18 protein-coding genes and 1 tRNA gene are annotated in these 23,397 nt (G+C 70.6%); 7 read left to right on the forward strand and 12 right to left on the reverse strand.

Annotated elements, in window-relative coordinates:
• Positions 1 to 270: 270 nt before the first annotated feature.
• The 8 genes from ACPCJR_RS12690 to sbnA form a co-directional block, all read right to left on the reverse strand.
• Positions 271 to 657 (reverse strand): ParB N-terminal domain-containing protein, encoded by a 387-nt coding sequence (locus ACPCJR_RS12690; RefSeq protein WP_391512415.1) that lies wholly within the window; start codon positions 655 to 657, stop codon positions 271 to 273.
• Entirely contained in the window at positions 654 to 1,859 is a 1,206-nt protein-coding gene (locus ACPCJR_RS12695) for a type III PLP-dependent enzyme (protein ID WP_391512416.1), read from the reverse strand. The genes ACPCJR_RS12690 and ACPCJR_RS12695 overlap by 4 nt, the downstream gene beginning before the upstream one ends.
• Complete coding sequence (locus ACPCJR_RS12700) at positions 1,859 to 2,638, reverse strand: HpcH/HpaI aldolase family protein (RefSeq protein ID WP_391512417.1); 780 nt, start codon at positions 2,636 to 2,638, stop codon at positions 1,859 to 1,861. The genes ACPCJR_RS12695 and ACPCJR_RS12700 overlap by 1 nt, the downstream gene beginning before the upstream one ends.
• Positions 2,635 to 6,042: an IucA/IucC family protein gene (locus ACPCJR_RS12705; protein ID WP_391512418.1), complete on the reverse strand. Its 3,408-nt coding sequence runs from the start codon at positions 6,040 to 6,042 to the stop codon at positions 2,635 to 2,637. Before ACPCJR_RS12705 ends, ACPCJR_RS12700 begins: the two co-directional genes overlap by 4 nt.
• Positions 6,039 to 7,208 carry an MFS transporter gene (locus ACPCJR_RS12710; RefSeq protein ID WP_391512419.1) on the reverse strand — a complete coding sequence of 390 codons (1,170 nt, stop codon included), beginning with the start codon at positions 7,206 to 7,208 and terminating at the stop codon, positions 6,039 to 6,041. The genes ACPCJR_RS12705 and ACPCJR_RS12710 overlap by 4 nt, the downstream gene beginning before the upstream one ends.
• Positions 7,205 to 8,980 carry an IucA/IucC family protein gene (locus ACPCJR_RS12715; RefSeq protein ID WP_391512420.1) on the reverse strand — a complete coding sequence of 592 codons (1,776 nt, stop codon included), beginning with the start codon at positions 8,978 to 8,980 and terminating at the stop codon, positions 7,205 to 7,207. Before ACPCJR_RS12715 ends, ACPCJR_RS12710 begins: the two co-directional genes overlap by 4 nt.
• A gap of 11 nt (positions 8,981 to 8,991) precedes the next feature.
• Complete coding sequence (gene sbnB, locus ACPCJR_RS12720) at positions 8,992 to 10,002, reverse strand: 2,3-diaminopropionate biosynthesis protein SbnB (RefSeq protein ID WP_350634364.1); 1,011 nt, start codon at positions 10,000 to 10,002, stop codon at positions 8,992 to 8,994.
• 108 nt (positions 10,003 to 10,110) lie between these two features.
• Positions 10,111 to 11,112 (reverse strand): 2,3-diaminopropionate biosynthesis protein SbnA, encoded by a 1,002-nt coding sequence (gene sbnA, locus ACPCJR_RS12725; RefSeq protein ID WP_391512421.1) that lies wholly within the window; start codon positions 11,110 to 11,112, stop codon positions 10,111 to 10,113.
• A 641-nt stretch (positions 11,113 to 11,753) separates the two neighbouring features.
• Between sbnA and ACPCJR_RS12730 the strand changes: the two genes are divergently transcribed.
• The 4 genes from ACPCJR_RS12730 (at position 11,754) to ACPCJR_RS12745 (ending at position 15,453) form a co-directional block, all read left to right on the forward strand.
• Positions 11,754 to 13,889 (forward strand): TonB-dependent receptor, encoded by a 2,136-nt coding sequence (locus ACPCJR_RS12730; RefSeq protein WP_391516803.1) that lies wholly within the window; start codon positions 11,754 to 11,756, stop codon positions 13,887 to 13,889.
• A 142-nt stretch (positions 13,890 to 14,031) separates the two neighbouring features.
• Positions 14,032 to 14,117: transfer RNA gene (locus tag ACPCJR_RS12735), tRNA-Leu, on the forward strand.
• A gap of 245 nt (positions 14,118 to 14,362) precedes the next feature.
• Positions 14,363 to 14,944 (forward strand): YqaA family protein, encoded by a 582-nt coding sequence (locus ACPCJR_RS12740; protein ID WP_110350771.1) that lies wholly within the window; start codon positions 14,363 to 14,365, stop codon positions 14,942 to 14,944.
• Positions 14,945 to 14,949: 5 nt separating this feature from the next.
• Positions 14,950 to 15,453 (forward strand): disulfide bond formation protein B, encoded by a 504-nt coding sequence (locus ACPCJR_RS12745; RefSeq protein ID WP_391512686.1) that lies wholly within the window; start codon positions 14,950 to 14,952, stop codon positions 15,451 to 15,453.
• Here ACPCJR_RS12745 and ACPCJR_RS12750 read toward each other — a convergent pair.
• Entirely contained in the window at positions 15,417 to 16,034 is a 618-nt protein-coding gene (locus ACPCJR_RS12750; protein ID WP_391512423.1) for a ParB-like protein, read from the reverse strand. The genes ACPCJR_RS12745 and ACPCJR_RS12750 overlap by 37 nt on opposite strands.
• A 274-nt stretch (positions 16,035 to 16,308) precedes the next feature.
• Between ACPCJR_RS12750 and ACPCJR_RS12755 the strand changes: the two genes are divergently transcribed.
• On the forward strand, positions 16,309 to 17,523 hold the full coding sequence (locus ACPCJR_RS12755) for an acyltransferase family protein (protein ID WP_391512424.1): 1,215 nt from the start codon (positions 16,309 to 16,311) through the stop codon (positions 17,521 to 17,523).
• On the opposite strand, the gene ACPCJR_RS12760 is transcribed toward ACPCJR_RS12755, so the two are convergent.
• Together ACPCJR_RS12760 and ACPCJR_RS12765 are read right to left on the reverse strand one after the other, a co-directional pair.
• The gene (locus ACPCJR_RS12760) at positions 17,508 to 17,930 is read right to left on the reverse strand and encodes an EVE domain-containing protein (RefSeq protein ID WP_391512425.1); all 423 of its coding nucleotides are present in this window, start codon (positions 17,928 to 17,930) and stop codon (positions 17,508 to 17,510) included. The genes ACPCJR_RS12755 and ACPCJR_RS12760 overlap by 16 nt on opposite strands.
• 69 nt (positions 17,931 to 17,999) lie before the next feature.
• Positions 18,000 to 19,013, reverse strand: a complete 1,014-nt coding sequence (locus ACPCJR_RS12765; protein ID WP_391512426.1) for an NAD(P)H-dependent glycerol-3-phosphate dehydrogenase — start codon at positions 19,011 to 19,013, stop codon at positions 18,000 to 18,002.
• A gap of 506 nt (positions 19,014 to 19,519) precedes the next feature.
• Here ACPCJR_RS12765 and ACPCJR_RS12770 point away from each other — a divergent pair.
• On the forward strand, positions 19,520 to 21,361 hold the full coding sequence (locus tag ACPCJR_RS12770; protein ID WP_391512427.1) for a methyl-accepting chemotaxis protein: 1,842 nt from the start codon (positions 19,520 to 19,522) through the stop codon (positions 21,359 to 21,361).
• Between the two features lie 57 nt (positions 21,362 to 21,418).
• Here ACPCJR_RS12770 and tsaD read toward each other — a convergent pair whose 3' ends face one another.
• Positions 21,419 to 22,462: a tRNA (adenosine(37)-N6)-threonylcarbamoyltransferase complex transferase subunit TsaD gene (tsaD, locus tag ACPCJR_RS12775; RefSeq protein ID WP_391512688.1), complete on the reverse strand. Its 1,044-nt coding sequence runs from the start codon at positions 22,460 to 22,462 to the stop codon at positions 21,419 to 21,421.
• Positions 22,463 to 22,652: 190 nt separating this feature from the next.
• Here tsaD and ACPCJR_RS12780 point away from each other — a divergent pair, with 190 nt between their 5' ends.
• Positions 22,653 to 23,366, forward strand: coding sequence for a uroporphyrinogen-III synthase (locus ACPCJR_RS12780; protein WP_391512690.1), 714 nt, complete (start codon positions 22,653 to 22,655; stop codon positions 23,364 to 23,366).
• Positions 23,367 to 23,397 lie beyond the last annotated feature (31 nt).

The raw sequence follows: 23,397 nt of genomic DNA on the forward strand, positions 1-23,397 counted from the left end.
GGCGTTCGCACCGATCCTCCCATACGGCGCAGCGGGCGGCGTGCCGGCCGGCGCCGAAGAGGTTCGCGCAACCGAGGGCGGCTTCGTCCGGCCGCAGGATTCATACGGTCTCCGTTAGATCGCTTCGGTCTCTTCCCTCGTCCTTGCAAGGCTCAGCGAAAGCAATCCAGGGCTCCGTACCTTCTGGACACGTCGCGCTCTGGGTCGCTTCGGCTCCGCCTCGCGATGACGGAGAGGGGCGAAGGCCAAGACAATCAAACGGAGACGATATCAAACGAGGTGCGCCAGATCGACGGTCGCCGGCTCGAGCGCTCGGAAGATGTGCCGCGTCGTCTTGGGCGGATAGAGGCGGCCGCTCAGTGCGCGGCGGAGCACCTCCTCCCGTGTCGGCGCGATCTCGGGACGCCACGAGATGAGTTGCACGGACGCATAATCGTACAGGCGCACCGGCACGCGGGCGAGGCCGAGCTGGATCGCGGCGGTCAGGCGGTGGTGACCGTCCAGTACCGCGAGGGTGTCGCACTCCACGCAGATCGGCTGCGTCCAGCCCTGCCGATCGAGGATGAGGGCGATCACCTCGCCGACCCGGGCGGGAGCGATCTCCTCCGTCGGGCGCAGCATCGAGGGAGGAACGAGCCGTAGCGTCGCGTGGCTCATGCCGCCAGCCTCTCGCCCTCACTCAGGAAGAGCCGGTCCGGATGGGCGTGGCAGAGGAAGTCGTGGTGGGAGATGTCCCAGCCGTAGGCGCCGGCCATCTGGAAGCAGACGAGATCGCCCACCCGCACCCGCTGCACCGTCACCTCGCGCGCGAGCACGTCCTTCGGCGTGCAGAGTTCGCCGGCCAGGGTGATCGCCCGATCCCTGAATTCGGGCCGCGGCCAGGGATGGGACCAGCTGTCCCGGGGGATGATCCGGAAGGGGTGGTCGTGCGACCAGGAACTCGGCAAGCGGAAGTGATGCGTGCCGCCGCGCAGGAGCGCGAAGGCGCGACCATGCGTGAGCTTCAGGTCGAGGACTTCGCAGAGATAGGCCGCGTGATAGGCCGCCACGATCCGCCCGCACTCGAACTGGATGCGCGGGCCCTGCCCGAGTTCGGGAGCGAGCGCCCGCGCGAAACCCGCCACGTCGAAGCGCCAATCGAGATCGGCGTAATCGACCCCCCAGCCGCCGCCGAGATTGACGGTGCGAAGATCGAGGCCGTGCTCCTGCGCCCACCCTCGCGCCAGCCTCAGTTCGGCGGCACAGAGCGCCGCGTGGCCGGCCGCGTCCCGGTTGTTCGAGACCGTGTGGAAGTGGAAGCCCTCGAAACGCAAGGCTCGGCACTCGTCGAGCAGCGCGATCGCATCGGGGATCGAGGCCTGCTCGATCCCGAACTGGGTGGCGCTGCCCCCCATCGTCAGGGTCGCGCCGGGCACCGGCCCGGCGAGGTTGACGCGAAGCAGGATCGGCAGGACCGCTCCGGCACGGGCCGCCACCGCGTTCGCCAATCGCAGGGCGTGCAGGCTCTCGACATGCAGACGCTCGACCCGGTGAGCGAGGATCACCCGGACATCGTCCTGCGTCCGCGCCGGCCCGCCCATCACGATCCGGGCCGAGGGCCCGACGGCCTCGCGCACCCGCAGCACCTCGCCCGAGGAGGCGACCTCGAAGCCGCTGACCCAGGGCGCGAGCGCGCGCAGCAGCCGGGGATCGTTGTTGGCCTTGACGGCGTAGAAGAATTCGGTGCCCGGCGGCAGCGGCGCGGTGAGGCCGCGGACCTGGCGCCGCAACGCGTCGAGGTCGTGGACGAAGGCACAGATCGGCCGCTCCGCGGAGGCGACGAGCGCGACCTGTTCGGCCGAGGGTCGGAACAGGGTCATCACAGGTCTCCGGCAGCGTTGCGCCACGCGCGGTCGGCGTCGCTGAGAGCGCGGCGCAGGAGGCCGCGGTCGTTGGCGGCGAGGAGGCCGCGCGCGCCCTCGGCCAGCAGACGGGGCAGATCCGTGTCCGCGCGCGGAATGGCGAAGCCGTGGATGCCGGCCTCGCGGCAGGCGCGCGCCACGGCCGAACCCGCCTGCGTCGCCTCGGGCGCGGAGGTCTGCCACGGCTTGCCGATCGCCTGGGAATAGTCCGCCGCGCCGAACAGGAGCCCGTCGATCCCATCGAGAGCGGCGATCTCGGACACGGCCTCCAGGCCGGCGGGATCCTCGATCATCGCGATCACCAGGGTCTCCCCGTCGAGGCGGACCGGCATGCCGGGCAGGTCGCAGGCGCCGTAGCGACCGAGGCGCCCGGCATTGAGGCCGCGTACCCCGCGGGGCGCGAAGCGGGCGCGGCGCACCGCCGCCTCCGCCTGCGCGGGCCTGGACACCCGCGGCACGACGATCCCGGCAGCGCCCGCGTCGAGGCTCTGCAGGATCCTCTCGGAACCCGCGTCCGGCACCCGGACGAGGGCGCTCACGCCGGCCCGGTCGGCCGCCGCGAGCATGTGCTCCAGCATGGCCCCGTCGATCAGGGTGTGCTCCAGATCGATCAGCACGTAGTCGAACTGCGCGACGGCGGCGATCTCGACGATCTCCGGGGCCGGGATCGAGACGAACAGGCCGCCGGCCGCCTGCCCGGCATCGAGCAGCGACTTCAGGCGCAGGCGGGCGCTCATGCGAGAGCCCGCGCGAGCGGCGCCAGGGGGTTGGCAACGCGGCGGCCAGGGGCGTTGGCCGGATCGATGCGCCGCCGGGCGAGTTCCTCGACCACCAGGGTGTCGGCAGCGAGTCGGTAGCGCAGGGCGCCTGCCCGGGCGGCGGGATGCGCCGCGCAATGCCCTGCGAGCGCCGCGACCACGCGCTCCCAGAAGCGGCGCTCCGGGTAGTCGAACCAGTGGTCCAGGCAGTAGCCGAGTTCGGCGAGATTCACGCCGAACAGGGCATCGACCATGAAGTCGCGCACATCCTCGGCATCCCGCGCCTCGACGTAGGAATTGGCATTGACCCGGGCATGGTCGGGCGGCGTCGGCGACAGGGTCGGGCGCCGATCCTGATGCTCTGGAATGAAACGGACCCCGTCGTGGAAGTCCTTGAGGGCGACGCGACTCGGCCAGCCGTCGTGGTGGAAGAGCACCATGTTCTGCTGATGGCTCTCGACCGCGACGCCGTTCGCCAGGAGAAGATGCACCACCGGCAGCATCGCCACCGCGAGAAGCCGGTCGAGCCAGGGCTCGACCCCGTACCGCGCGATCCAGTCGGCGATGAAGGGCCTCTGCCCATCGCGGTGCGTCAGGGCCGTGAACGGCACGGCGCCCTCTCCGGCGCGCAGGTGCGGCGTCACCGGATCGCGCCAGATCGCCGAGAGGGCTCCGCGCATCGCGCCACGCCGATCCCAGCTCGGCAGGGCCGTGACCGCGACACCCATCCGCTCGGCGAGAAGCACCGTGCCGCTCGCTCGCAGATAGGCGTCGTCCGCCGCGATCCGCGCGAGCCAGGCGCTGATGATCGGCGCGTTGAGCACCGTGTGGGGGGCCAGCGTGCGCGCCGTCGAGGTGTTGCGGATCGAGAGCGCCAGCTTCAGCGAGGGCGCGTCCGGCGCCGAGCGGTCCGCGAGGGTGCGGATCGATTGCTGCGCGCCGTAGGCGTGCGGCGACGACCCGAGCAGGAAGAGGCGCCCGGCGTTCCGGTGCTCCTCGGTGGCGCCTTCGGCCACTTGGCGCCACTGCCAGGGATGGACCGGCAGAAGGAAGAAGTCCTCCGGCCGGCCGTCGAGGCGCGCCTCGAAGGCCGAGAGCGTGCGCGGATCGAGGCTGCGCGCGATCAGGTCCCGATCCTGCCGGTCGCCCGCCGCGATGGAGCCGGCAACGGCGATGGAGCGGTGGACCGCGAGCCAGATCGGACGGATCGACTCTGCGAATTCCGGGCCGTAGGCGCGGTTGTCCGCCGGCGTGAAGCCGATGCGGGATTTGAAGCAGGGATGGTAGCGGTGCCCATCCGGCAGCGCGCCCTCCAGCGCCTCGTAGGACAGGCCGCCGAGCACCGCGCCCGTCCCGTACGCGAGGGACGCGGCGTGGTTCGCCTGCGTGCGCGCCAGTTCCTCCGCGAAACGCCCGTGGTCCTCCGTCCCGCCCGGGAGATCCGGCAGCAGGTCGGCCAGGAAGGCCGAGGCGTCGGTGACAGGCTCGACACCCTCCGCGAGGCTGCCGGGCTCGATCAGGATGCGGCCGTAGGCGGCCATGCGCCTTGCCCGGGCGCGGTAGGTTGTCCGCCGGTTCGACGGCGTGAGCGTGACGGTCAGACGCGCGTCGGGGCCGTCGAGGCGGACGACATTCCCGGGCAGAAGATCCTCGTGCAGCAGGGCGCCGAGCAGTTGCGAGGCGACGCGACGGCCCGCCGCGTCCCAGCCGCGCAGCCCGGCCCGAGGGTCCGCACATCGCAGCGGATTGGCGAGCGCGACGTAGGTGGGCCGCTCCCCGCGGCCGGCGAGGCAGCTCGCGAGGTTGGCCTTGGCCGGAAGGGTCGGGGCGCTCAGAAATCTTTCGACGAGTGCTGCGGTCGCGTCATCCTCGACCGCCCCCGCCAGGGTCTCGGCAACCGCACGCCAGAGGGGCGCTTCGCCGATGCGTGCCGCCCGCGCCACGGTCGCGACCACATGGGCGACCTGATTGACGACGAGGTAGTAGAGCAGGCGCTCCCAAGCCTCCGCTGCACCGTAGAACACCGCCGGGTCGAGTTCGAGGCCGGGAACGAGGCCTTGGAAGCGCTCGGGATCGATGCTGGCGCCTTCGAGATCGCGCACGACGAGGCGCACCGGCAGTCCGTCCTCGAGGACGAGGAGGCTGTTCTGCGCGTGGGCCTCGAGGCTGATGCCGGTCCGGGCGAACAGACGCAGCGGCGGCAGGAGGGCGGTCCGGGTGTAGGCGCGCAGCCATCGCTCGGCTTCCCCGGAGCGCGAGAGCGGACAGCCCATCGCTGCCAGGATCGGCAGGCCGTCGTGCGGCGAGGGTTCGAGCAGGCCCGCGACCACGAAGGCGGATCGGCAGGGTCCCTCCCGCACCAGCACGCCCGTCACCGCGTCGAGTTCGTCGTGATCGAGCCGAAGGGCACCGGGCTCGCTCAGGATGTCGAGGCCGCAGGCGCAGACCGTCTCCCGCAGGGCCGCGAGCGCCCGGGACGCGGCCATGCTGCGGGCGAGGTGCGCGCGGCTGTTGGTGCGGGCGAAATTGGTGATGCGGGCGGCGAGCGGCAGCTTGAGGAACAGGTTTTCCCCCTCCGCGAAGACGGTGCGCACGGAGGATGTCGGCGCCACGAGAGCGCCGGAGGGCGGTGTGAGGGTCAGACGGCCCTCGGCGACGAGGGCGGCGAGCGCCGGGTCGGCCTCGAGCCGGGCCGCCTGCCAGGGATGGCACGGGATCAGGACGCGGCCCGCGATCCGGTCCACGGGCAATCCCGAGAGGCGGGCCAGGGCAGCCCCCACGCGCCGTTCGCCGTCGGGATCGCGCCAGAGGGTGGCGGCGAGATCGGGGTCCGCGATCAACCAGCGCAGGCGGAACGCCGCCGCGCGCTCGGGCGCGTAGCTGTCCGTGTCGGCCTCCGAGAAGCCGTCGACGCTCTTGGCGAGAGGATGGAACGGGTGGCCGTGCCAGAGACTGCGCTCCAGCTCCATCGGCGTCGGATCGAAGGGTCGGGCAGCGCGGGCACGGGCATGCGCGCGCGCGCGATGGAGGCCGTCGAGAAGGCGCCGCTTCGTCGCCTCACGCACCGGCGTCGCCTCGGGAGCCGCCGCATCGATCATCCGGCGCGCCAGCTCGGCGGGATCGTCCAGATCCAGGACGCGACCGTCGGCGCTCCGCAGCTGAACGGCGGATCCCCAGATATGGAAACCGCCGGGCGAGTGGCGCAGGCAGAGGGCGGTCAGGCTCTGCGCGCCGAGCGGTATGGTGCAGACCTCTCCCTCGATCGGCTGAAGATCCGGAGCGTACTCACGAAGCCAGGTATTGAGCAGGCGCTCGACGGCCCACTCGGCATGAACGGCGGCAAGGCCGTCCTCAAGGGGTCGGACGGCTGGCGAACTCGTCATGGGGCGCGGCTCCAGGTTCTCCGAGGACGATGGGTCGTGGCAGCGAGCGTGGCGGCGCCGGCGAGCGACAGCCCGGCCGCCGCGAAGAGGGGGCCGGACGGGCCCAGGGGCACGAGGACGAGCCCGGCCGCGAAAGGGCCGACGAGTTGGCCCACCGTCAGGCTGGCGCGGGCGCGGGCCACGGCGACGGTCCGGCTCGAACCGAGCGTCTCGACCGCCGCGAAGAGGGCAGGCGCCTGACCGGCGAAGAGCACCCCCTGAAGCAGACGGAACGCGACGATGCCGACGAGGCCGGCGCCGAGCGGGACGGCCGCGAAGGCCAGGCCGCATCCGAGGAGCGACAGGACGAGGGCGATCATCGGCGAGAGGCCGTCCATGCCGCGCGCCCAGAGGGGCAGAACCAGCATGGCGACGAGCCAGCTCAGGCTGTGCAGCAGACCGATCAGGCCGGGCGTGTAGAGCGCGGGATCGTGCGCGCTCGCCCAGGCGGGAAAGAAGGCGACGAAGGCGAAAGCTCCGGCACTCCCGCACATCCCGGCCCCGAGCAGGGGAAGATCCCGGAACCGGCTCGGCTCGGGCCGGGGCTCGCCCGCCGGCTCGGTCACGAGGTCGCGACTGGCGGCGACGGTGGCGAGCGTTGCCGCCAGGATCACGCCGCCGCAACCGAGCATCAGGGCACCGATCCGTCCCTGCTCGAAGGCGAGCCCGCCGGCGAGGGGGCCGAGCAGGCACCCCGCCGACACGGCCTGCTGCATCAGGGCGAAGCCGCGGCCGGCGCTGGGGCTGGCGGCGCGGAAAGCGAGCGCCAACACGACACCGCCTCCCGCAAGACCCTGGACGAGGCGACCGGCGAGCAGCATCCACGGATCGGATGCGAGCGCGATCAGCACGCAGCTCGCCGCACTCATGCCCCCCGTCCAGCCGATCAGAGCCGGCAGGGAGAGCAGGCGCGCGAGGCCGGTCCAGGCGGGCGTCATCGCCAGCGTGGTCACGGCGGGCGCGGCGAGGATCGCGGCGGTCCAGACGGCCGAGGCGGCGCCCATCTGCGCGACGTGCAGGCCGAGGAAGGGAAGCAGGGCCAGGGGCGCTGCCGTCACCGCGACCTGCAGCAGCAGCAGGACGGCAAGGCCCGCGCGCCCGATCGGCGGGCTCTCGGTCGCCGTCACGGGCCGGCCCCCAGGAAGAGCGGGTTGGGCGCATGGCCGAGCCGACTCGGCATGGAGGTGGTGAGCGTCGCCATGTCGAGAAGTGGCGTCAGCACCTGCTTGAAGGGCGCCGTCGGGCGCCCCAGCAGACAGGCGGCGACCAGCGCCTTGCGCTCGGCCGGGACGTCGGCCTCGGCGAGCACGCCGCGGATCGTGGCGACGAGGATCCGGCGGGCCTCGTCCAGGGTGAACCCCGCACCCGCCGCCGCGAAGGCTTCGGCGACGGCGCGCAGGGCGACGTCGACCGCGAGCGTCTGGGCGTAGGCGAGGAGATCGTCCGGCCGAGGCAGCAGCAGCGAATTCCGCCGGGGATCGGTGATCAGGTAGGAGGGAACGGGAAGCCCGGCGCCCGTCAGCCATTCGGGAGCGCAGCGCACGGTGTCGTGGTCGCGCAGGATCAGGCGGCAGGGTCCGGCCCCGTCGAACGCGACGAGGGCGTTCTGGCCGTGGAGTTCCGGAACGAAGCCGAGGCAGGCGCTGCGGAGCACCGTTCCGAGGACGAGGCCGGCGATCCTGGTAAACAGCCTCGCCAGATCGGGCGCCTCGCCGGCAACCGCCCGGGCGGCCGGTGGCAGGCCGCCGCGCGGCGCCACCGCCAGGCTCGCGAGCGGAATCACGGGGCCGCCGCTCTCCGGCAGGCCGCGCAGGGCACAGCCCATGAGAGCCGGACGCTCGGCGTAGAGGTCGCCGTCCGGTTCGGCGAAATGCCAGAAGGCGGTCTCGTCCGCGAGGGCGACGAACCGGGTCAGCCACGGATCGCGCGCGCGACCGGCGGCGAGGAGGCCGGCGCCGTGCAGGCCGTTGTGAAGCGATTGCGGCGGCAGCAGACGGCGCACGCCGAGCGTGCTCACGTCGAGGGGCAGCTTCAGGTGCAGGCCGGGCCGGGCCGGGAATGCCACCGTGCGTAGCGACGAGGTGGCCGCGACGAGGGGGCCTCGGAAGTCGAGGGGGACGACGCCTCCCTCCGCGATCTCGGGGGCGAAGCGCTCGGGGAGCACATGTGCCGCCTGCCAGGGATGCAGGGGGAGAGCGACGTGCGAGCGGGCAAGGCCGCGCCTTTCCATCTCCCGCGCCAGCAGGGCCCGTTGCTGCGGGTCGAGGATCGCGGCGCCCGGCTCCGCTTGGCCGGCGCGCGGCGAACGGGCGAGACGATCGCGCGCGAGTGCACACCAGGACAGGGCGAAGAAGCGGCCCGTCTCCGCGCCGTAGGCCAGAGCCTGCGCGCGGTCGAGGCCGCGGCGCGAGCGGGACAAGGGATGGAACGGCCGATCCCGCCAGGCCGCGAGCCGCTCCCAGAGGATCGGGTCGTCCGCGCGGGCTCGCGTCACGAGGGAATCGATCAGCGCCTCCCTCAGGGGAAGCTCGTCGACGATGCGCGTCAGCTCGTCCAGGGTGCGCTCGCGGATGGCGGGCGACAGATCGCTCAGGCCGTCGAGCGCCCGTTCCAGCAGTGCCGACGCATCGAGGTCCTCTCGGGAACAGGCCGTCTCGAAGCGGGCGGAACCGGCAAAGCGGATCCCGTCCCGCCAGCCGTCCGGCCGCACCCGAGCCCGGAGATGCCCGCGCCCCAGAACCAGCGCATAGTCGCGCGTTCCATCCTCGGCCGGCGGCCCGAGAACCCCGCGGCTGCGGAAGCCCGCGACATCCTCGATCCAGAGCGCGTCGAAGAGCTCCCCCAGCAGGTCCCCCGCGAGGTTCGGGGCCGCGGGTGCCTCGGCCATCGGTCCGAACATGATGCCGGCCCTCAGAACAGGGGCAGGACGGTGCCGGCGCCCGCCGCCTCGGCACGGCGCAGGATGGCGCGGGCGCAGGCGATGTCGTCGATCGCCATGCCCATCGGGTTGAGCAGGATGATCTCGTCGCCGTTCTCCCGCCCCGGCTTGCGTCCGACCACGATCTCACCGAGTTCGGCGTGCAGCTTCTCGCGCGAGAACTCTCCGGCCTCGACGAGGAGGTTGATGATCTTCTTCTCGCGGTTGCACTGGTCCCAGTCGTCCACGACCACCTTGTCTACCTTGAGGAAGACGTCGCGCTCGACGTCCATGATCGAGACGTTGGCGAGCAGCGTTCCGGGACTGAGCCAGCGGAAGGGCAGGTAGGGCCTGTCGGTCACCGTGCAGGTGACGACGACGGGGCATTCGCCCACCGCCGCCTCGGCGCTCGTCGCGATGACGGTCTCCAGATGCGGGAAGCTGTCGCGCAGGCGCGCGGAGAGATCCTCGGCCGCCGCCTCGCGCAGGTCGAACAGCCGCAGCCGGGTCAGGCTCGGGAACTGCTCGGCCAGGGTCCGGGCCTGCCGTTCGGCGATCGGACCGCAGCCGATGAGCGCGGCTTGCGAGAAGTCCGATCGTGCGAGATGACGGACGGCGATCCCGGTGACGGCGGCGGTGCGCATGGCGCTGAGGAGGCCCGCCTCCATAATCGCGACCGGATAGTTGGTCTCGGGATCGTTGAGCACGATCAGGGCGCTGGCGCGTTCGAGGCCGCGCGCCGTGGGGTTGTCGTGCTTCGAGCCGATCCATTTGAGGCCGGCCGCAGGGCGCTCGCCGCCGATCCAGGCCGGCATGGCGATGATGCGGTCGGCAATGTGGGGTGCGCGCGGACTGCGCAGGTACGGCTTCAGGGGCTGGATGAAGTCCCCCGCGGCGTGCAATCGGAAGCCCTCCTCGATCGCCGCCATGTAGAGGTCGGAATGGTCGCCTCCGATCGAAGCGATGTCGGAGCGCGACAGATAGCGCAGGCTGGTCGAGGCCATGGCGTTGATCCCTGGATGGTCGTTCGGCACAGTGCCGCGGGCGCGCTCCGGCACGGTCGTCCGTGCGGAGGGCGCTAGCCGAGCGCGGCAACCCGGCGTCAGGCGGTGTCAGGCCGCTTCGGGCCGGGAGCGGAGGCGTCGGTAGGAGGCGCCGAAGGGCTTGGTCACGCGCCGCTCCGAGGCCGGCCAGGCCGGATCGTAGACCGTGTCGAGGTAGCGCTCGCCGCGATCGGGAAGCAGCGTGACGATGCGCGCGCCGCGGTCGAGCTGCGGGATCAGCTTGGTGATCGCCGCGACGACGGTGCCGGAGGAGCCGCCGGCGAGAATGCCCTGGGTCTCCACCAACCGGCGGCAGCCGAGCGCGGATTCCCAGTCCGTCGCGTAGACGACCGCATCGACTTCGGAGAGACAGAGCTGCTCCGGCACGCGGCTCGCACCGATGCCCGGAATATCCCGCCGCCCGCCCGGCGCACCGAAGATCACGGACCCGTCGAGATCGACGGCAACGACCGTGATCCGGGGCCAGCGCTCCCGCAGGCGGCGCGCGAGCCCCATGAGGGTGCCGCAAGTCGAGACGGCGGCCACGACGTGGGTCGGTTCGACGGGCATGTCGCGCACGATCTCGGCGCCGATGCCGTTGTAATGCGCGCGCCAATTGTCGGGGTTGGCATACTGGTTGAGCCAGACGGCACCGGGGATGGTGCGGGACAACTCCGCCACCCGTCGCACCCGGGTGTGCAGGTAGCCGCCTTCCTCGTCCTTGTCCCGCACCAGATCGATGGTGGCGCCGAAGGCTTCGATGAGGCGGCGGTTGGTCGGGGCGAGGTTCGGATCGACGACGGCGGTGAAGGGAATGCGAAAGCGTTGCGCGATCATCGCGAGCGCGATCGCGAGGTTTCCCGACGAGCTCTCGACGAGATGGCTCTCCGGCGTGAGGCGACCGGCGGCCACGGCCTGCGAAACCATGTAATGCGCGGTGCGATCCTTCACGCTGCCGCCGATATTGAGCATCTCCAGCTTCGCGAAGACGGGGACGATGTCCGGAGGGAACATCCTGTCGAGAGCGACGAGCGGCGTATCACCGATATGCGCCTCGGCGGACAGATTCATGTGCAACTCCCCATAGGTCAATGGATCGTTGAGAGCATCGTCAAGAGCGAGCCAGAATATTCGCTCGTTCAAGCAGAGGATGCAGCGGTAACGCTCGACGTACATATGCGAAAGGAAACTCGATTCAAGCCTTTTATCAATACAATTATTTATAATAAATCCATTTTAGAGCCATATGACCCGAGATCCATCGCGTTTATTTCTGTAATAATTTCAATGGAGCGAAATCAAGACTTCGCCGCAATGGGTTGCGCGTTCGGGCCTCCGTCCGGACCGGCCTCCCGGCATCGTCACCGGGAACCGAGAAACCGCCGCAGGGGTGTCGGTCGCTGGAGGAAACAAGATCGCAGAGCGTCGGAATTTATGAATCGAGAAGTTTTGGAAATAGTATCGTTCTAATCTGTATCATTACAGCAACAAATATGAGGACAACGGGCAGCATCGTCCGCCGCTGTATTGCGTCAGCGACCACAATCACGAATGAGAGCTATTGAGACAGGTCGGTCTGTGCAGAGTATCGCCAGGTCGCCGCAGACGCACTCCGGAGCTGCATTCGCATGGCGCATCGCCGACACTCTCGCGTGAGGATTTGCCGCCGGGTCGGGGCGCGCCTGGGTCTCGCCGCGCTGGCGGTCCCCTGCTTGGCTCCGGTTGCACTCGCGCAGGACGAGGTCCGCCTCGACGAGTTGAGCGTCGAGGGACGCGGCGGTGGTGGTAGCGGCGGCCGGCCGACGCCAGCGCCCGTGAACCGGAACGCGGTCGTCGGTCCGCCGCCGCCGGCCTATCCGGGCGGCGTGGTCGGCTCGGGCTCGCGCCTCGGATTGCTCGGCAACCGCAACGTCTTCGATCAGCCCTTCAGTTCGACCAGCTATACCGAGAAGCTGATTCGCGATCAGCAGGCGCGCAACGTGCAGGACGTGGTCAACAACGACCCGTCGATCCGCACCAACGTTCCGGCTTTCTCCGGCATTCTCGGGTTCTTCATCCGCGGCTTTCCGGTCTTTGCCCAGGACATCGCCTTCAACGGCCTGTTCGGCGTCGCCGACGCCTTCAATCCGGCGATCGAGCCGATCGAGCGTGTCGAGGTCCTGCGCGGCCCCTCGACCCTGCTCTCCGGTGTTCCGCCCTTCGGCAACATCGGCGGCGTCATCAACCTGATCCCGAAGCGCGCCACCGAGGAGCCGCTCAACCGCGTCACGCTCGGCTACGGCTCTGACGCCCAGATCTACAAGGCCATCGACATCAGCCGCCGCTTCGGGGATGCGAAGGAGTGGGGCATCCGCTTCAACGGCGCGTTCAACAACGGCCGCACGCCGATCGACAACCAGAGCCTCCACTTCGGCGTCGCCGCCCTCGCCCTCGATTATCGCGGCGAGCGCCTGCGGGCGAGCCTCGACCTCGGCTATCAGGAGCTCGATTTCACCTCGCCCCTGCGCAACCGCAACGTGGCGGCGGGCGTCCGCATCCCGCGCGCGCCGAACCTGAACTTGAACCAGCATCAGCCCTGGGAGTACCGCGACAGCGCGAACCAGCAGCTCGCGACCCGGTTCGAGTACGATCTCACCCCGGACCTGACCGTGTACGGCGCCTACGGCCGCTCGAACTTCCGGCAGGAGTATTTCGGCGGCGTCCTGACGATCTTCAACACGCGCGGCGACTACCGCGACCCGATCAGCTACCTGCCGTTCCTCATCGTCAACCGGACGGCCGAGGCGGGTCTGCGCGGCACCGTCGAGACCGGTCCGATCAAGCACAGCTTCGGCCTCGCCGCGGTCGGCTTCTGGCAGGATCTCGCCCAGCCTCCGGCCCAGAATGTCGGCGCGCCCATCGTCTCGAACCTCTACGACCCGGTCACCGTCGCGCCGCGCTCGACGGTCGGGCTGTCGAACGCGACGCCGCGCACCTCCAGCCGGATCAACCGCTCCATCGCGATCGCGGATACGATGTCGCTCTTCGAGGACCGGGTGCTGCTCACCGTCGGGGGACGCTGGCAGAGCCTCGACGTGAACGCCTACAACGCGGTCACGGGCTTCCGCACCGGTGAGAGCAGCAGCGGCGCCTTCTCGCCGGGCGTCGGCCTCGTGGTGAAACCGTGGGAGCGGCTCTCGCTCTACGCCAATTACATCGAGGGCCTAACCTCACCGGCCCCGCCGGTGAACGCGGTCAACGCCAACGCCGCCTTCCCGGCCGCGGTGTCGCGGCAGACCGAGGTCGGCGCCAAGTACGATTTCGGCAGCGTCGGCGTCGGTTTTGCCGCCTTCGACATCGAGCAGCCCTTCGGCTTCCTCGACACGAGCACCCTGGTGTTCTCGGTCGATGGGCGCCAGCGCAACAGCGGCGTCGAGCTGACCGTCTTCGGCGAGCCCGCGCCGGGCATCCGCCTGCTCGGCGGCGTCAGCCTGCTCGACGGCATCCAGGTGCAGTCCCAGGATCCGCGCAACGTCGGACGGGTCGCCGTCGGCGTGCCGGAGGCGCAGGTCAACCTCTACGGCGAGTACGATCTGCCCCCGAATTTCGTCCCGGGCCTGACCCTCACCGGGCGCGTGATCTACACCTCGGCACAGTACTATGACCTGGCCAACAGCCAGAAGATTCCCGATTGGGCAACGCTGGACCTCGGCCTGCGCTACGCCGGCACGTTCCAGGATCGCCCCCTGACCCTGCGGGCGAACGTCGTCAACGTGACGGGCAACAATTACTGGGCCTCGACCGGTCGCGGCATTCTCAGCCAGGGCACCCCACGCACGATCCTGCTCTCGGCGTCGATGGATTTCTGAGCGCTTCGGCCGCCTCGCGAAGGGTGGCCGACGCCAGGACTCCGGTCCGTTCCCAGCCGCGCGCCACCGCCATCCTCAAGGCTCGGACCGCACCTCATTCGCTTGCGTCCGCGAACCCATTCCCTTACTCCGCCATTCAGGCGCGCGACTGGTGAAACGGTAGCCACGCGAGACTCAAAATCTCGTGCTCGTGAGAGCGTCCCGGTTCGAGTCCGGGGTCGCGCACCATCCTCACGACCCTCGTCCGGCCGTCCTTCGCACCGACGATTGCGTCAGATCGCCGATCGGCAGAGGCCGAGCGGATGCCGGGCGCAGCCTCACCATCGAGCCCGCCGGCACGCGGCCCGCGCATAGCAGGGTCGGAGGCAGACCTCCGTTCGCCGCGCCCGCGTTCGTCGGGAGGGGCCACGCTCTCGCCTCGGTGGCGCATCTATGCTGAAAGGGCGACGCTTTCCCGACCCCAAAGAGGCCCCATGATCCGCCGGCTCTACGAGTGGATACTCGCGCTCGCCGCCAAGCCCTCGGCCCCCTGGGCGCTCGGGGCGGTGGCCTTCGCCGAGAGTTCGTTCTTCCCCGTTCCGCCGGACGCGATGCTGGTGCCGATGGCGGTGAGCCGGCCGGACCGGGTCTGGCTCTACGCCACCATCGCCACCGTGGCCTCCGTCGCGGGCGGCCTGCTCGGCTACGCCATCGGCGCGCTGCTGTTCGACTCCGTCGGGCAGTGGCTGTTCAACCTCTACGGGCTCGCCGACAAGGCCGGAACCTTCCAGGCCTCCTACGCCACCTACGGGCACTGGGTGATCCTGCTCAAGGGCCTCACCCCGATCCCCTACAAGCTCGTCACCATCACCTCGGGCTTTGCCCACTACTCCCTGTTCTGGTTCACCGTGCTCTCGGTCGTGACCCGCGGGGCGCGCTTCTTCCTGCTCGCCGGACTGCTCGGCCGCTACGGCGTCAGCATCCGCGCGGTGCTCGACCGGCATCTCAACGTCGTGGCGGGCCTGTTCGCGGCGGTGGTGATCCTCGGCTTCGTCGCCTTCAAGGTGATGCTGTGAGCCGCATGCTCACCGTCCGGACGGTGGCGCTGGCCGTGGCGCTCGGCGCGGCGCTGACGGTGGGCGGCGCGCTCGTGTTCGAGCACGGCCTCGGCTACGTGCCGTGCAAGCTGTGCCTGACCGAGCGGGTGCCCTACTACCTCGCAGCGCCGCTCGCGCTCGTCGCGGCCCTGCTGCCGTCCCGGCCCGCCCGCTTCGTGCTCGGACTCGTCGCCCTGGTGCTGCTCTACGGGGCGGGACTCGGCGCCTACCACGCGGGGGCCGAATGGGGCTTCTGGCCGGGCCCGAGCGATTGCGGCGGCGGCTCGGGCGCGGGGCCGGCGGATGTCGGCGACTTCCTGAAGAGCCTGGACAGCGTGCGGCCGGTCGATTGCACGGCCGCCGCGTGGCGCTTCCTCGGGATCTCGCTCGCCGGCTGGAACGCGCTGATCGCGGCCGCCCTCGGCCTCGCGGCCGCGGCGGCCGCGCTCGGTCAGTTCTCGATCGGGCCGCACCAGCCGGGCAGGTAGCCGGCCTCGGGCGACTTCGCGAGGCGCAGGGCGCCCTCCAGGCTCTGGGTGAAGTCGCGCGCGACCGACTTGCGCTTGAGGTTGCGCCGCAGGAAGTCGGCCCAGAGGAACTCGCTGAAGGGCGTGGTGTCCTTGGCAAAGCCCCCCGCCCGGCGCAGTTCGCCCGCGAGGCTGCGGAAGGGATCGTCGGCGAGATCCTCGATCCGCTTCGGCACGGCGTCGAAGCCGACCCGCACGCCCTCCGCATTGTAGGGATGAACCCAGGACTTGTGGTCGGCCACCGTCCAGAAGGCGTCCTTGTCGAGCTTGTGCAGATCGGCCACCACGGTCACCAGCACGCTCTCGACGCCCTCCTCCTGGAGCGCGCGGGCGAGATGGTGGTGGTCGATGACGTAGTGCCGCTTCTTGGGGCCGAGCAGCACCGGGATCATGTGGGTGCCGAGGAAGGCGGCCCTCGTGTCGGCATCGTGCCCGCGCCAGCGGCGGCGCTTCTCCTCGACTTCGCGGTAGCCCACCGTCACCTGGGTCGGACGCAGGTCCGCGATCGGCACGGGAGTGAGCAGGGGTTCGCGCGGTGCCATCTCGATCGTCTCCGGCTGTTCGAGGCGCGGGAGGGCAGCGCCTGAGCGCGGCTCCGCACAAGCGACCCCGCTTCACGTTCGCGCGAGCGCCTTTTGTGCCGCTCCCGCCCCGCATGGCGCGAAGCGGGACGATTCGGCACGCCGCCGCGGATGACCGGGCAGACTCAGTACTCTCATCCGATTGCGACCGACCGCGGTATCCCTGACGACGGCATCGCCAAGCATTTCCTTGCCGAATGCTCGTCCTGCGATTCTGCGGCAGCCGGTCCCCCTCATGTCACCCGTTTCGCTGCATGCCGGACCTCCGGCACAGACCCAGGCGTCCCGCCCCCTGATCGGCCTCGACCTGCTGCGCTTCGGCGCCGCAGCGCTCGTCATGGTGTTCCACTTGGCCTGCACCGCGTGGCTCGATCCATCGAGCGAAGCGGCCGAACTCGTCGGGACCCCGATCCCCTTCCCGGCCCTGCTGCCGCTCAGCAGTCAGGGCTGGATCGGCGTGCAGATGTTCTTCGTCATATCGGGCTACGTCATCGCCTATTCCGCGTCTCAGGCCAGCGCCTCGCGCTTCCTCGTCAACCGCGTCCTGCGCCTGATGCCCGGCATCTGGTTCTGTGCGACGCTGTCCTTCGCGCTCGCCCTGATCTTCATGCCGGAGCCGGTCACCGTCCTCCTGGCTTGGTATGCCCGGACCCTGGTTCTGTTTCCGGTGCCCCGCTGGATCGACGGGGTCTACTGGACGCTGGGCATCGAGATCATCTTCTACGGCCTCGTCTTCGCGCTGCTCGCCCTGCGGCGGTTCGACCGGCTGGAATCGGTCGTCCTGGCGGTCGGGCTCGCGAGCACGCTGATGTGGTGCCTGGCCGCGATGTCGCTCTGGCCCGATCTCGGCCGGATCATCAGCACGCGCATCGCCAAGCTCATCCTGATCACCCACGGCTGCCACTTCGCGCTCGGCGTGCTGATGTGGAGCGGCGCGAGCCGGGGCTTCACGCGCATGCGCCTCCTCGGCATCGCCGCCTGCACCGTCGGCGGTCTGCTGCAGATCCGCTACGATGCCGGGTTCGCCGGAGCCTCGCTCGGCCTCGACCGCGATCCCACGACGGCCTGGCTGCTCTACGCCGTGTTCCTGAGCCTGTTCTGCCTCTCGATCCGAGCGAACGTCGCGCTGACCGATGCCCTCCCCGCGCTCGCCGCGAGGGTCCGCCATCTCGGTCTCGCCACTTACCCGCTCTACCTGCTGCACACCTTCATCGGCGCCCTGGCGATGCGGCTGCTGCACGGCCTCGGCCTGCCGCCGGCGCTCTGCCTCGCGGGCGGGTTCGCGACCGCGGTCGCGGCCGCCCTGCTCGTCTCACGCCGGGTCGAACCCCTCGTCCGCACCCGGCTCAAGCGGATGATCGCGCCGGCCGAGGCCGGACGGCCCGCCCGCGGATCCGTGAACCGGCCGATCGACGATCGCGCGGTCCCCGTCCCTCAGCGCTCCTCGTAGCCTCCCATGGCGCAGACCCGGGCCCACTCGGCGGGCATGACCGGCTGCACCGAGAGGCGCGAATTCGTCACCAGGGCCATGTCGGTGAGCGCCGGCTCCGCCTTGATCGCGTCGAGGGCGACCGGGCGCGGCATGGCGGCCACCGCCCGCACGTCGACCATGCCGAAGCGTCCGCTCTCGTCGGTGTGATCGGGATAATAGGGTCGGATGACCTCGACGATGCCGACGACGGCCTTGCCCTCGTTGGAATGGTAGAAGAAGCCGCGCTCGCCGACCTGCATCGCCTGCATCTGCTTCTTGGCGAGGTGGTTGCGCACGCCGTTCCAGAAGGTGCCCCCCTCCCCCGCCGCGACCTGCTGGTCCCAGGACCAGGTCGAGGGTTCGGACTTGAACAGCCAGTAGGCCATGGCGCGGGGCGGCTCCGTCGATGCAACGCCCCCGCTTATCCAAAATCCGGCCGAGCTTGAAGGGCGGGGTCAGTCGACCTCGCCCTTGAGCGGCCGGGAGAGCAGGCGGGCCATCGCGCCATCGACCGTGAGGTCGCCGGCGATCACCGCGGCGACGGCCTCGGCCACGGGCATCTCGACCGCCCGCGCCTTGGCGAGGTCGACCAGGGCGGCGGCGGTGAAGGCGCCCTCCGCAAGCTTGCCGCCCGAGGCCTGCTCCGGCGTCGCGCCGCCGCCCAGACGCTCGCCGAAGGCGAAGTTGCGCGACTGCGAGGAGGAGGCGGTGAGAACGAGGTCGCCGAGGCCCGAGAGGCCCATCAGCGTCTCCGCCCGGCCGCCATAGGCGCGGGAAAAGCGCATCAGTTCGGCGAAGGCGCGGGCGATCAGGGCGGCCCGCGCACTCTCGCCGAGGCCCCGGCCCGAGACGATGCCCGAGGCGATGGCGAGCACGTTCTTGCCCGCCCCGCCGATCTCGACGCCGCGCACGTCGTCGGTGTGGTAGAGCCGGAAGGCCGGTCCCGAGAGCAGCCCCGCCAGTCGCGCCGCCCGCGCTCCGTCCACCGCGGCGAGCGTAACGGCCGTGGGAAGGCCGCGCGCGACGTCGGCGGCGAAGCTCGGCCCCGACAGCACCGCCACCGGCGTGCCGGCCGGCAGGCACTCCGCGGCCACCGCGCTCATGAAGCTGTCGCTGCCCCGCTCGATTCCCTTGGCGCACAGGACCACCGCCGCGCCGGGCGCGAACGACGGCGCGAGGGCGCTCAGCACGCCGCGCTGGGTCTGGGCCGGCACCACCAAGAGGACGGTCCCGGACTGTCCCAGCGCCCCGGGCTCGGCCGTCACCCGCACCTGCGGATGCAGGCCGACGCCCGGAAGGTAGCGCTCGTTGACCCGCTCCGTCTCCATCCGCGCGGCGGCCGCCGGATCGCGCGTCCAGAGCGTGACGCTCCGCCCCGCACCGGCCGCGGCGTTGGCGAGCGCCGTGCCCCAGGATCCGCCGCCGACCACCGCGACGGCGCCGTCCTGCCCGCTCGTTCCTGCGCTCATCACCGCCTCCGTCGAAACCTGACGCACATCGCGCGCAGGCGGCCTCCCGCGCAAGCCGGCGCCCGCACCGCGGCCTTCGGGCGGGCCGCACTCGGTCGCCATGCCCGGCGGGTGTTCGAACGCGGAGAGGAGAGCCGCCCCATCTGGGCTCCGAGGCTTCACGTCGACAGGAGACCGGAAGACCGGCGCAGTGTCTTCAAGACCGGACCGGGATCCTTGAACTTTTCGCGAGCATCAAATCATGATGCACCGCAATATGCACAAAATAGCCAATACTCTTCTTCCAAACAGCGGAGATGCGGCAATTCTGAAGCTCGGGATCAATGAAACAATAGGCTCAAAATCACTAAAATGCGGCATACGAACTCGGACTAACGATCCCTCTTCGCACGTGACTACAGGCTTCTGCCGAGACGGCTAAAATGGCACTCGATATTAACATAAGTTCAAGATTTTGCTGGCAAGCTGAAGGCAATTGCAACTTCTCGTGAATGAGAGTGGATACCGTGACGCTGTTTCGCTCCGAATCGGAATCGGTTCTCGAAGCCATCGACCGCTCGCAGGGACGTATCGAATTCGCCCTGGACGGCACCATCACGAACGCAAACGCGACCGTCCTGGGACTGCTGGGCTACACGCTGGACGACCTGCGCGGCCGCTCGCACGCGGTGCTCGTGCCCTCGGACGAGCGTGAGAGCGCCCAGTACAGAACGGTCTGGGAGACGTTGCGCCGCGGCGAATTCCAGTCGGGCACGTTCCGCTGGGTCGGCAAGAACGACCGCTCGGTCTACGTCCAGGGCGCCTACAATCCGGTTCTCGACCGGCGCGGGCGGCCCTACAAGGTCGTCACCCTCGCCACCGACGTCACCGAGCAGGCCCGGCGCAACGAACGCTACGAGGGCCATTTCACGACGATCAACCGCTCGCAGGCGATGATCCATTTCGATCTCGACGGCACGATCACCGAGGCCAACGAGAACTTCCTGCAGATGACGGGCTACCGCCTCGACGAGATCCGCGGCCGGCATCACAGCCTGCTCGTCGGCCCGGACGAGGCGCGGGCTCCGGCCTATGCCGACTTCTGGAAGTCGCTCGCATCGGGCAACGAGCAGGCCGGAGTCTTCCGGTGTCTCGGCAAAGGGGACCGGGACATCCGGATGCAGGGCGCCTTCAGCCCGACCCTCGATGCGAGCGGGCGGCCTAGCAAGGTCGTGGCCATCGTCACCGACATCACCGAGCAGACCCAGCGGAACATCGCCTACGAGGGTCAGATCGCCGCGATCAACCGCTCCCAGGCGGTGATCCACTTCAAGCTCGACGGCACGATCACCGACGCCAACGAGAACTTTCTGGAGGTGATGGGCTACCGGCTCGATGAAGTCCGCGGCCGGCACCACAGCCTGTTCGTCGATCCGGAGGACGCGCGGCGGCCCGCCTATGCCGAGTTCTGGAAGTCGCTCGCGGCGGGGACCTTCCAGTCGGGCGAGTTCCGGCGGCTCGGCAAGGGGGGCCGGGAGACCTGGATCTACGGCTCCTACAACCCGGTCTTCGACAGCGAGGGGCGCCCCTACGCGGTGGTGAAGTTCGCCAGCGACGTGACGCAGGCCGTCGCCGACCGCCTGCGTCGCAGCGAGGGCCAGCGCTCCATCGAGGCCGATCTCGACATCATCACCGGCGCCATGTCGGACGTGAGCCGGCAGGCCAACGAGACGGCGGCGGCAGTGGCGCTCACCTCCGACAACGTCCAGGCGGTCGCGGCCGGGACCGAGGAATTCGCAGCCTCGATCACCGAACTGAGCCGCCATGCCACCCAGGCGAAATCCGCCTCCGACGCGGCCGTGGCCCGGGCGGAGGAGGCCGGCGGCATCGTGGCGGGCCTGACCTCCGCGGCCGAGCGCATCGGCGAAGTGGTGTCGGTCATTCGCTCGATCGCCGACCAAACCAACCTGCTGGCGCTGAACGCGACCATTGAGGCGGCGCGTGCCGGCGCCGCGGGACGCGGCTTCGCGGTCGTCGCCACCGAGGTGAAGGCGCTGGCCAGCCAGTCCTCCCGCGCCACGGAGGATATCGGCCATCAGATCGCGGCGGTGCAGGATTCCTCGGCCAAGGCCGTGGAGGCGATCCGGGCGATCGTCTCGACCATCACGAACCTGAGCGAGATCTCGATGAGCGTCTCCTCCGCCGTGACGGAGCAGGCGGCGGTCACGCAGGAGATCTCGAACAACATGCAGACCGCCGCGCGCAGCGTCGAGGCCGTCCGCCTCAACGCCGACGGCATCGCGCAGGCGGCCAACGAGGTCGATCTCTCCGTCCAGAAGGTCACCGCCACCGCCCGGGCGATCGCCTGACACCGCGCCGCATCCGGAGCCGAACGCGCGAAAAGGCGTTCGGCGCACCCGCTTGCGTCAGGCCGTCGGCGCGGCCTCGGCGAAGGGCCAGCGGGCGCGGGCCGGCACGGTGAGATCGTCCACGAGGCCGAGGCGCAGGCGCTCCAGCCCGGCCCAGGCGATCATCGCCCCGTTGTCGCCGCACAGCGGCAGCGGCGGCGCCACGAAGCTCAAGCCCACCTCGCCGGCCTGCGCGGCCAGCGCCCGCCGGATCGCGCCGTTGGCCGCCACTCCGCCCGCCGCCACCAGCGCCGTCGGATGGCCGGCGATGGCCGAGAAGGCGCGCAGGCCCACGCGCACCCGGTCCACCACCACGTCCACCACCGCCGCCTGGAAGCCGGCGCAGAGATCGGCCACGTCCTGCGAGGCCAGGGGCTCCAGCCGCTCGGCCTCGATGCGCAGGGCGGTCTTCAGGCCCGACAGGGAAAAGTTCGCCTCCCGGCGTCCCAGCATCGGACGGGGCAGCGCGAAGCGCTCCGGGTCGCCCTTCTGCGCCTGCCGCTCCACCTCGGGACCGCCGGGATAGCCGAGCCCCAGGAGCTTGGCGACCTTGTCGAAGGCTTCGCCGATGGCGTCGTCGATGGTCGTGCCGAGCCGGACGTAATCGCCCACGCCCTTGACCGCGACGAGCTGGGTGTGGCCGCCTGAGGCCAGCAGCAGCAGGTAGGGGAAGGCGAGCCCATCCGTGAGGCGCGGGGTCAGCGCGTGGGCTTCCAAGTGGTTGACCGCGAGCAGGGGCTTGCGCGCCACGAGGGAGAGGGTCTTGGCCGTAACGAGGCCGATCAGCACGCCGCCGATCAGGCCCGGACCGGCCGCCACCGCGATCCCGTCGATCTCGGGGAGCGTCGTCCCCGCCCGCTGAAGAGCCCGGGCGATCAGCCGGTCGAGCACCTCGACATGGGCGCGGGCGGCGATCTCGGGCACGACGCCGCCATAGGCCGCGTGCTCGGCGATCTGGCTCAGCACCTCGTTGGCGAGGATCTTCCCGCGCTCGCCGTCGTCGAGCGTCACCACGGCAGCGGCGGTCTCGTCGCAGGTCGTCTCGATGCCGAGAATCTTCATGGGCGTCACGCGGGGGTCCAGGCACCGTTGCGCACCGGGGGCCGGTGCGCCTACTCCATCGGGTGCGGGGCGCAAGCGCGCCGCGCCCGCATCATCTACGACGAAAGCCTGGGACGAAACAGGGAAGGCCGCCGAGGGCCCGCACCTGTGGACGGGGCCGAGGGCGAAGCCGGGAATGGGGGCCAAGCTGATGCGGATCTGGGTGTCGCGGCCCGAACCGGGAGCGCAGCGCACGGCCGAACGGCTCGCCACGCTCGGCCATCGCGGGCTCGTGGCCCCGGTGCTGCGCATCGCGCCCACGGACGCGCCGCCGCCCGCCGGCCCGTTCGACGGCCTGATTCTCACCAGTGCCAACGCCGCCGGGCCGCTGGCCGCGGCCGGATTCACCGGTCTCCCGGTCTTTACCGTCGGCGCGCGCACCGCGGAGAAGGCCCGGGCCGCGGGCCTCGCCGGCGTGCATTGCGCGGACGGGGACGCCGCCGCCCTGGCCCGCCTCGTCGCGCACCACCTGCGACCGGGCTGCACCCTGCTCCACGCCGCCGGAGAGGACCGCAAGGCCGAGCCCGCGGCGAGCCTGGAGGGGGCGGGCTACCGCGTCACAGCCTGGAACGCCTACGCCGCCCAGGCGCTCGATGCGCTCCCCGAGCCGGCGGCGCGGGCGCTCGGCGGGACGGATGGCGGCCCGCCGCTCTCGGGGGCCCTGCATTACTCCCGCCGCAGCGCCGAAACCGCCGCCGCCTTGAGCGCGGCGGCCGGTTTGAGCGGAGCGTTTCGCGCGCTGGCGCATTACTGCCTGTCCGCCGACGTGGCCGCGGGACTGGTCGAGTTCGGCTTCGCGGCCCATTTTGTGGCGGCGCGACCGACCGAGGAGGCTCTCCTCGCCGGTCTCGGGGCGCCGATCTGAGCGACCGTTCCCTCACGGGATCGGGCCGCGC

The organism is Methylobacterium sp. NPDC097929, from assembly GCF_049543375.1.
GTDB lineage: Bacteria > Pseudomonadota > Alphaproteobacteria > Rhizobiales > Beijerinckiaceae > Methylobacterium.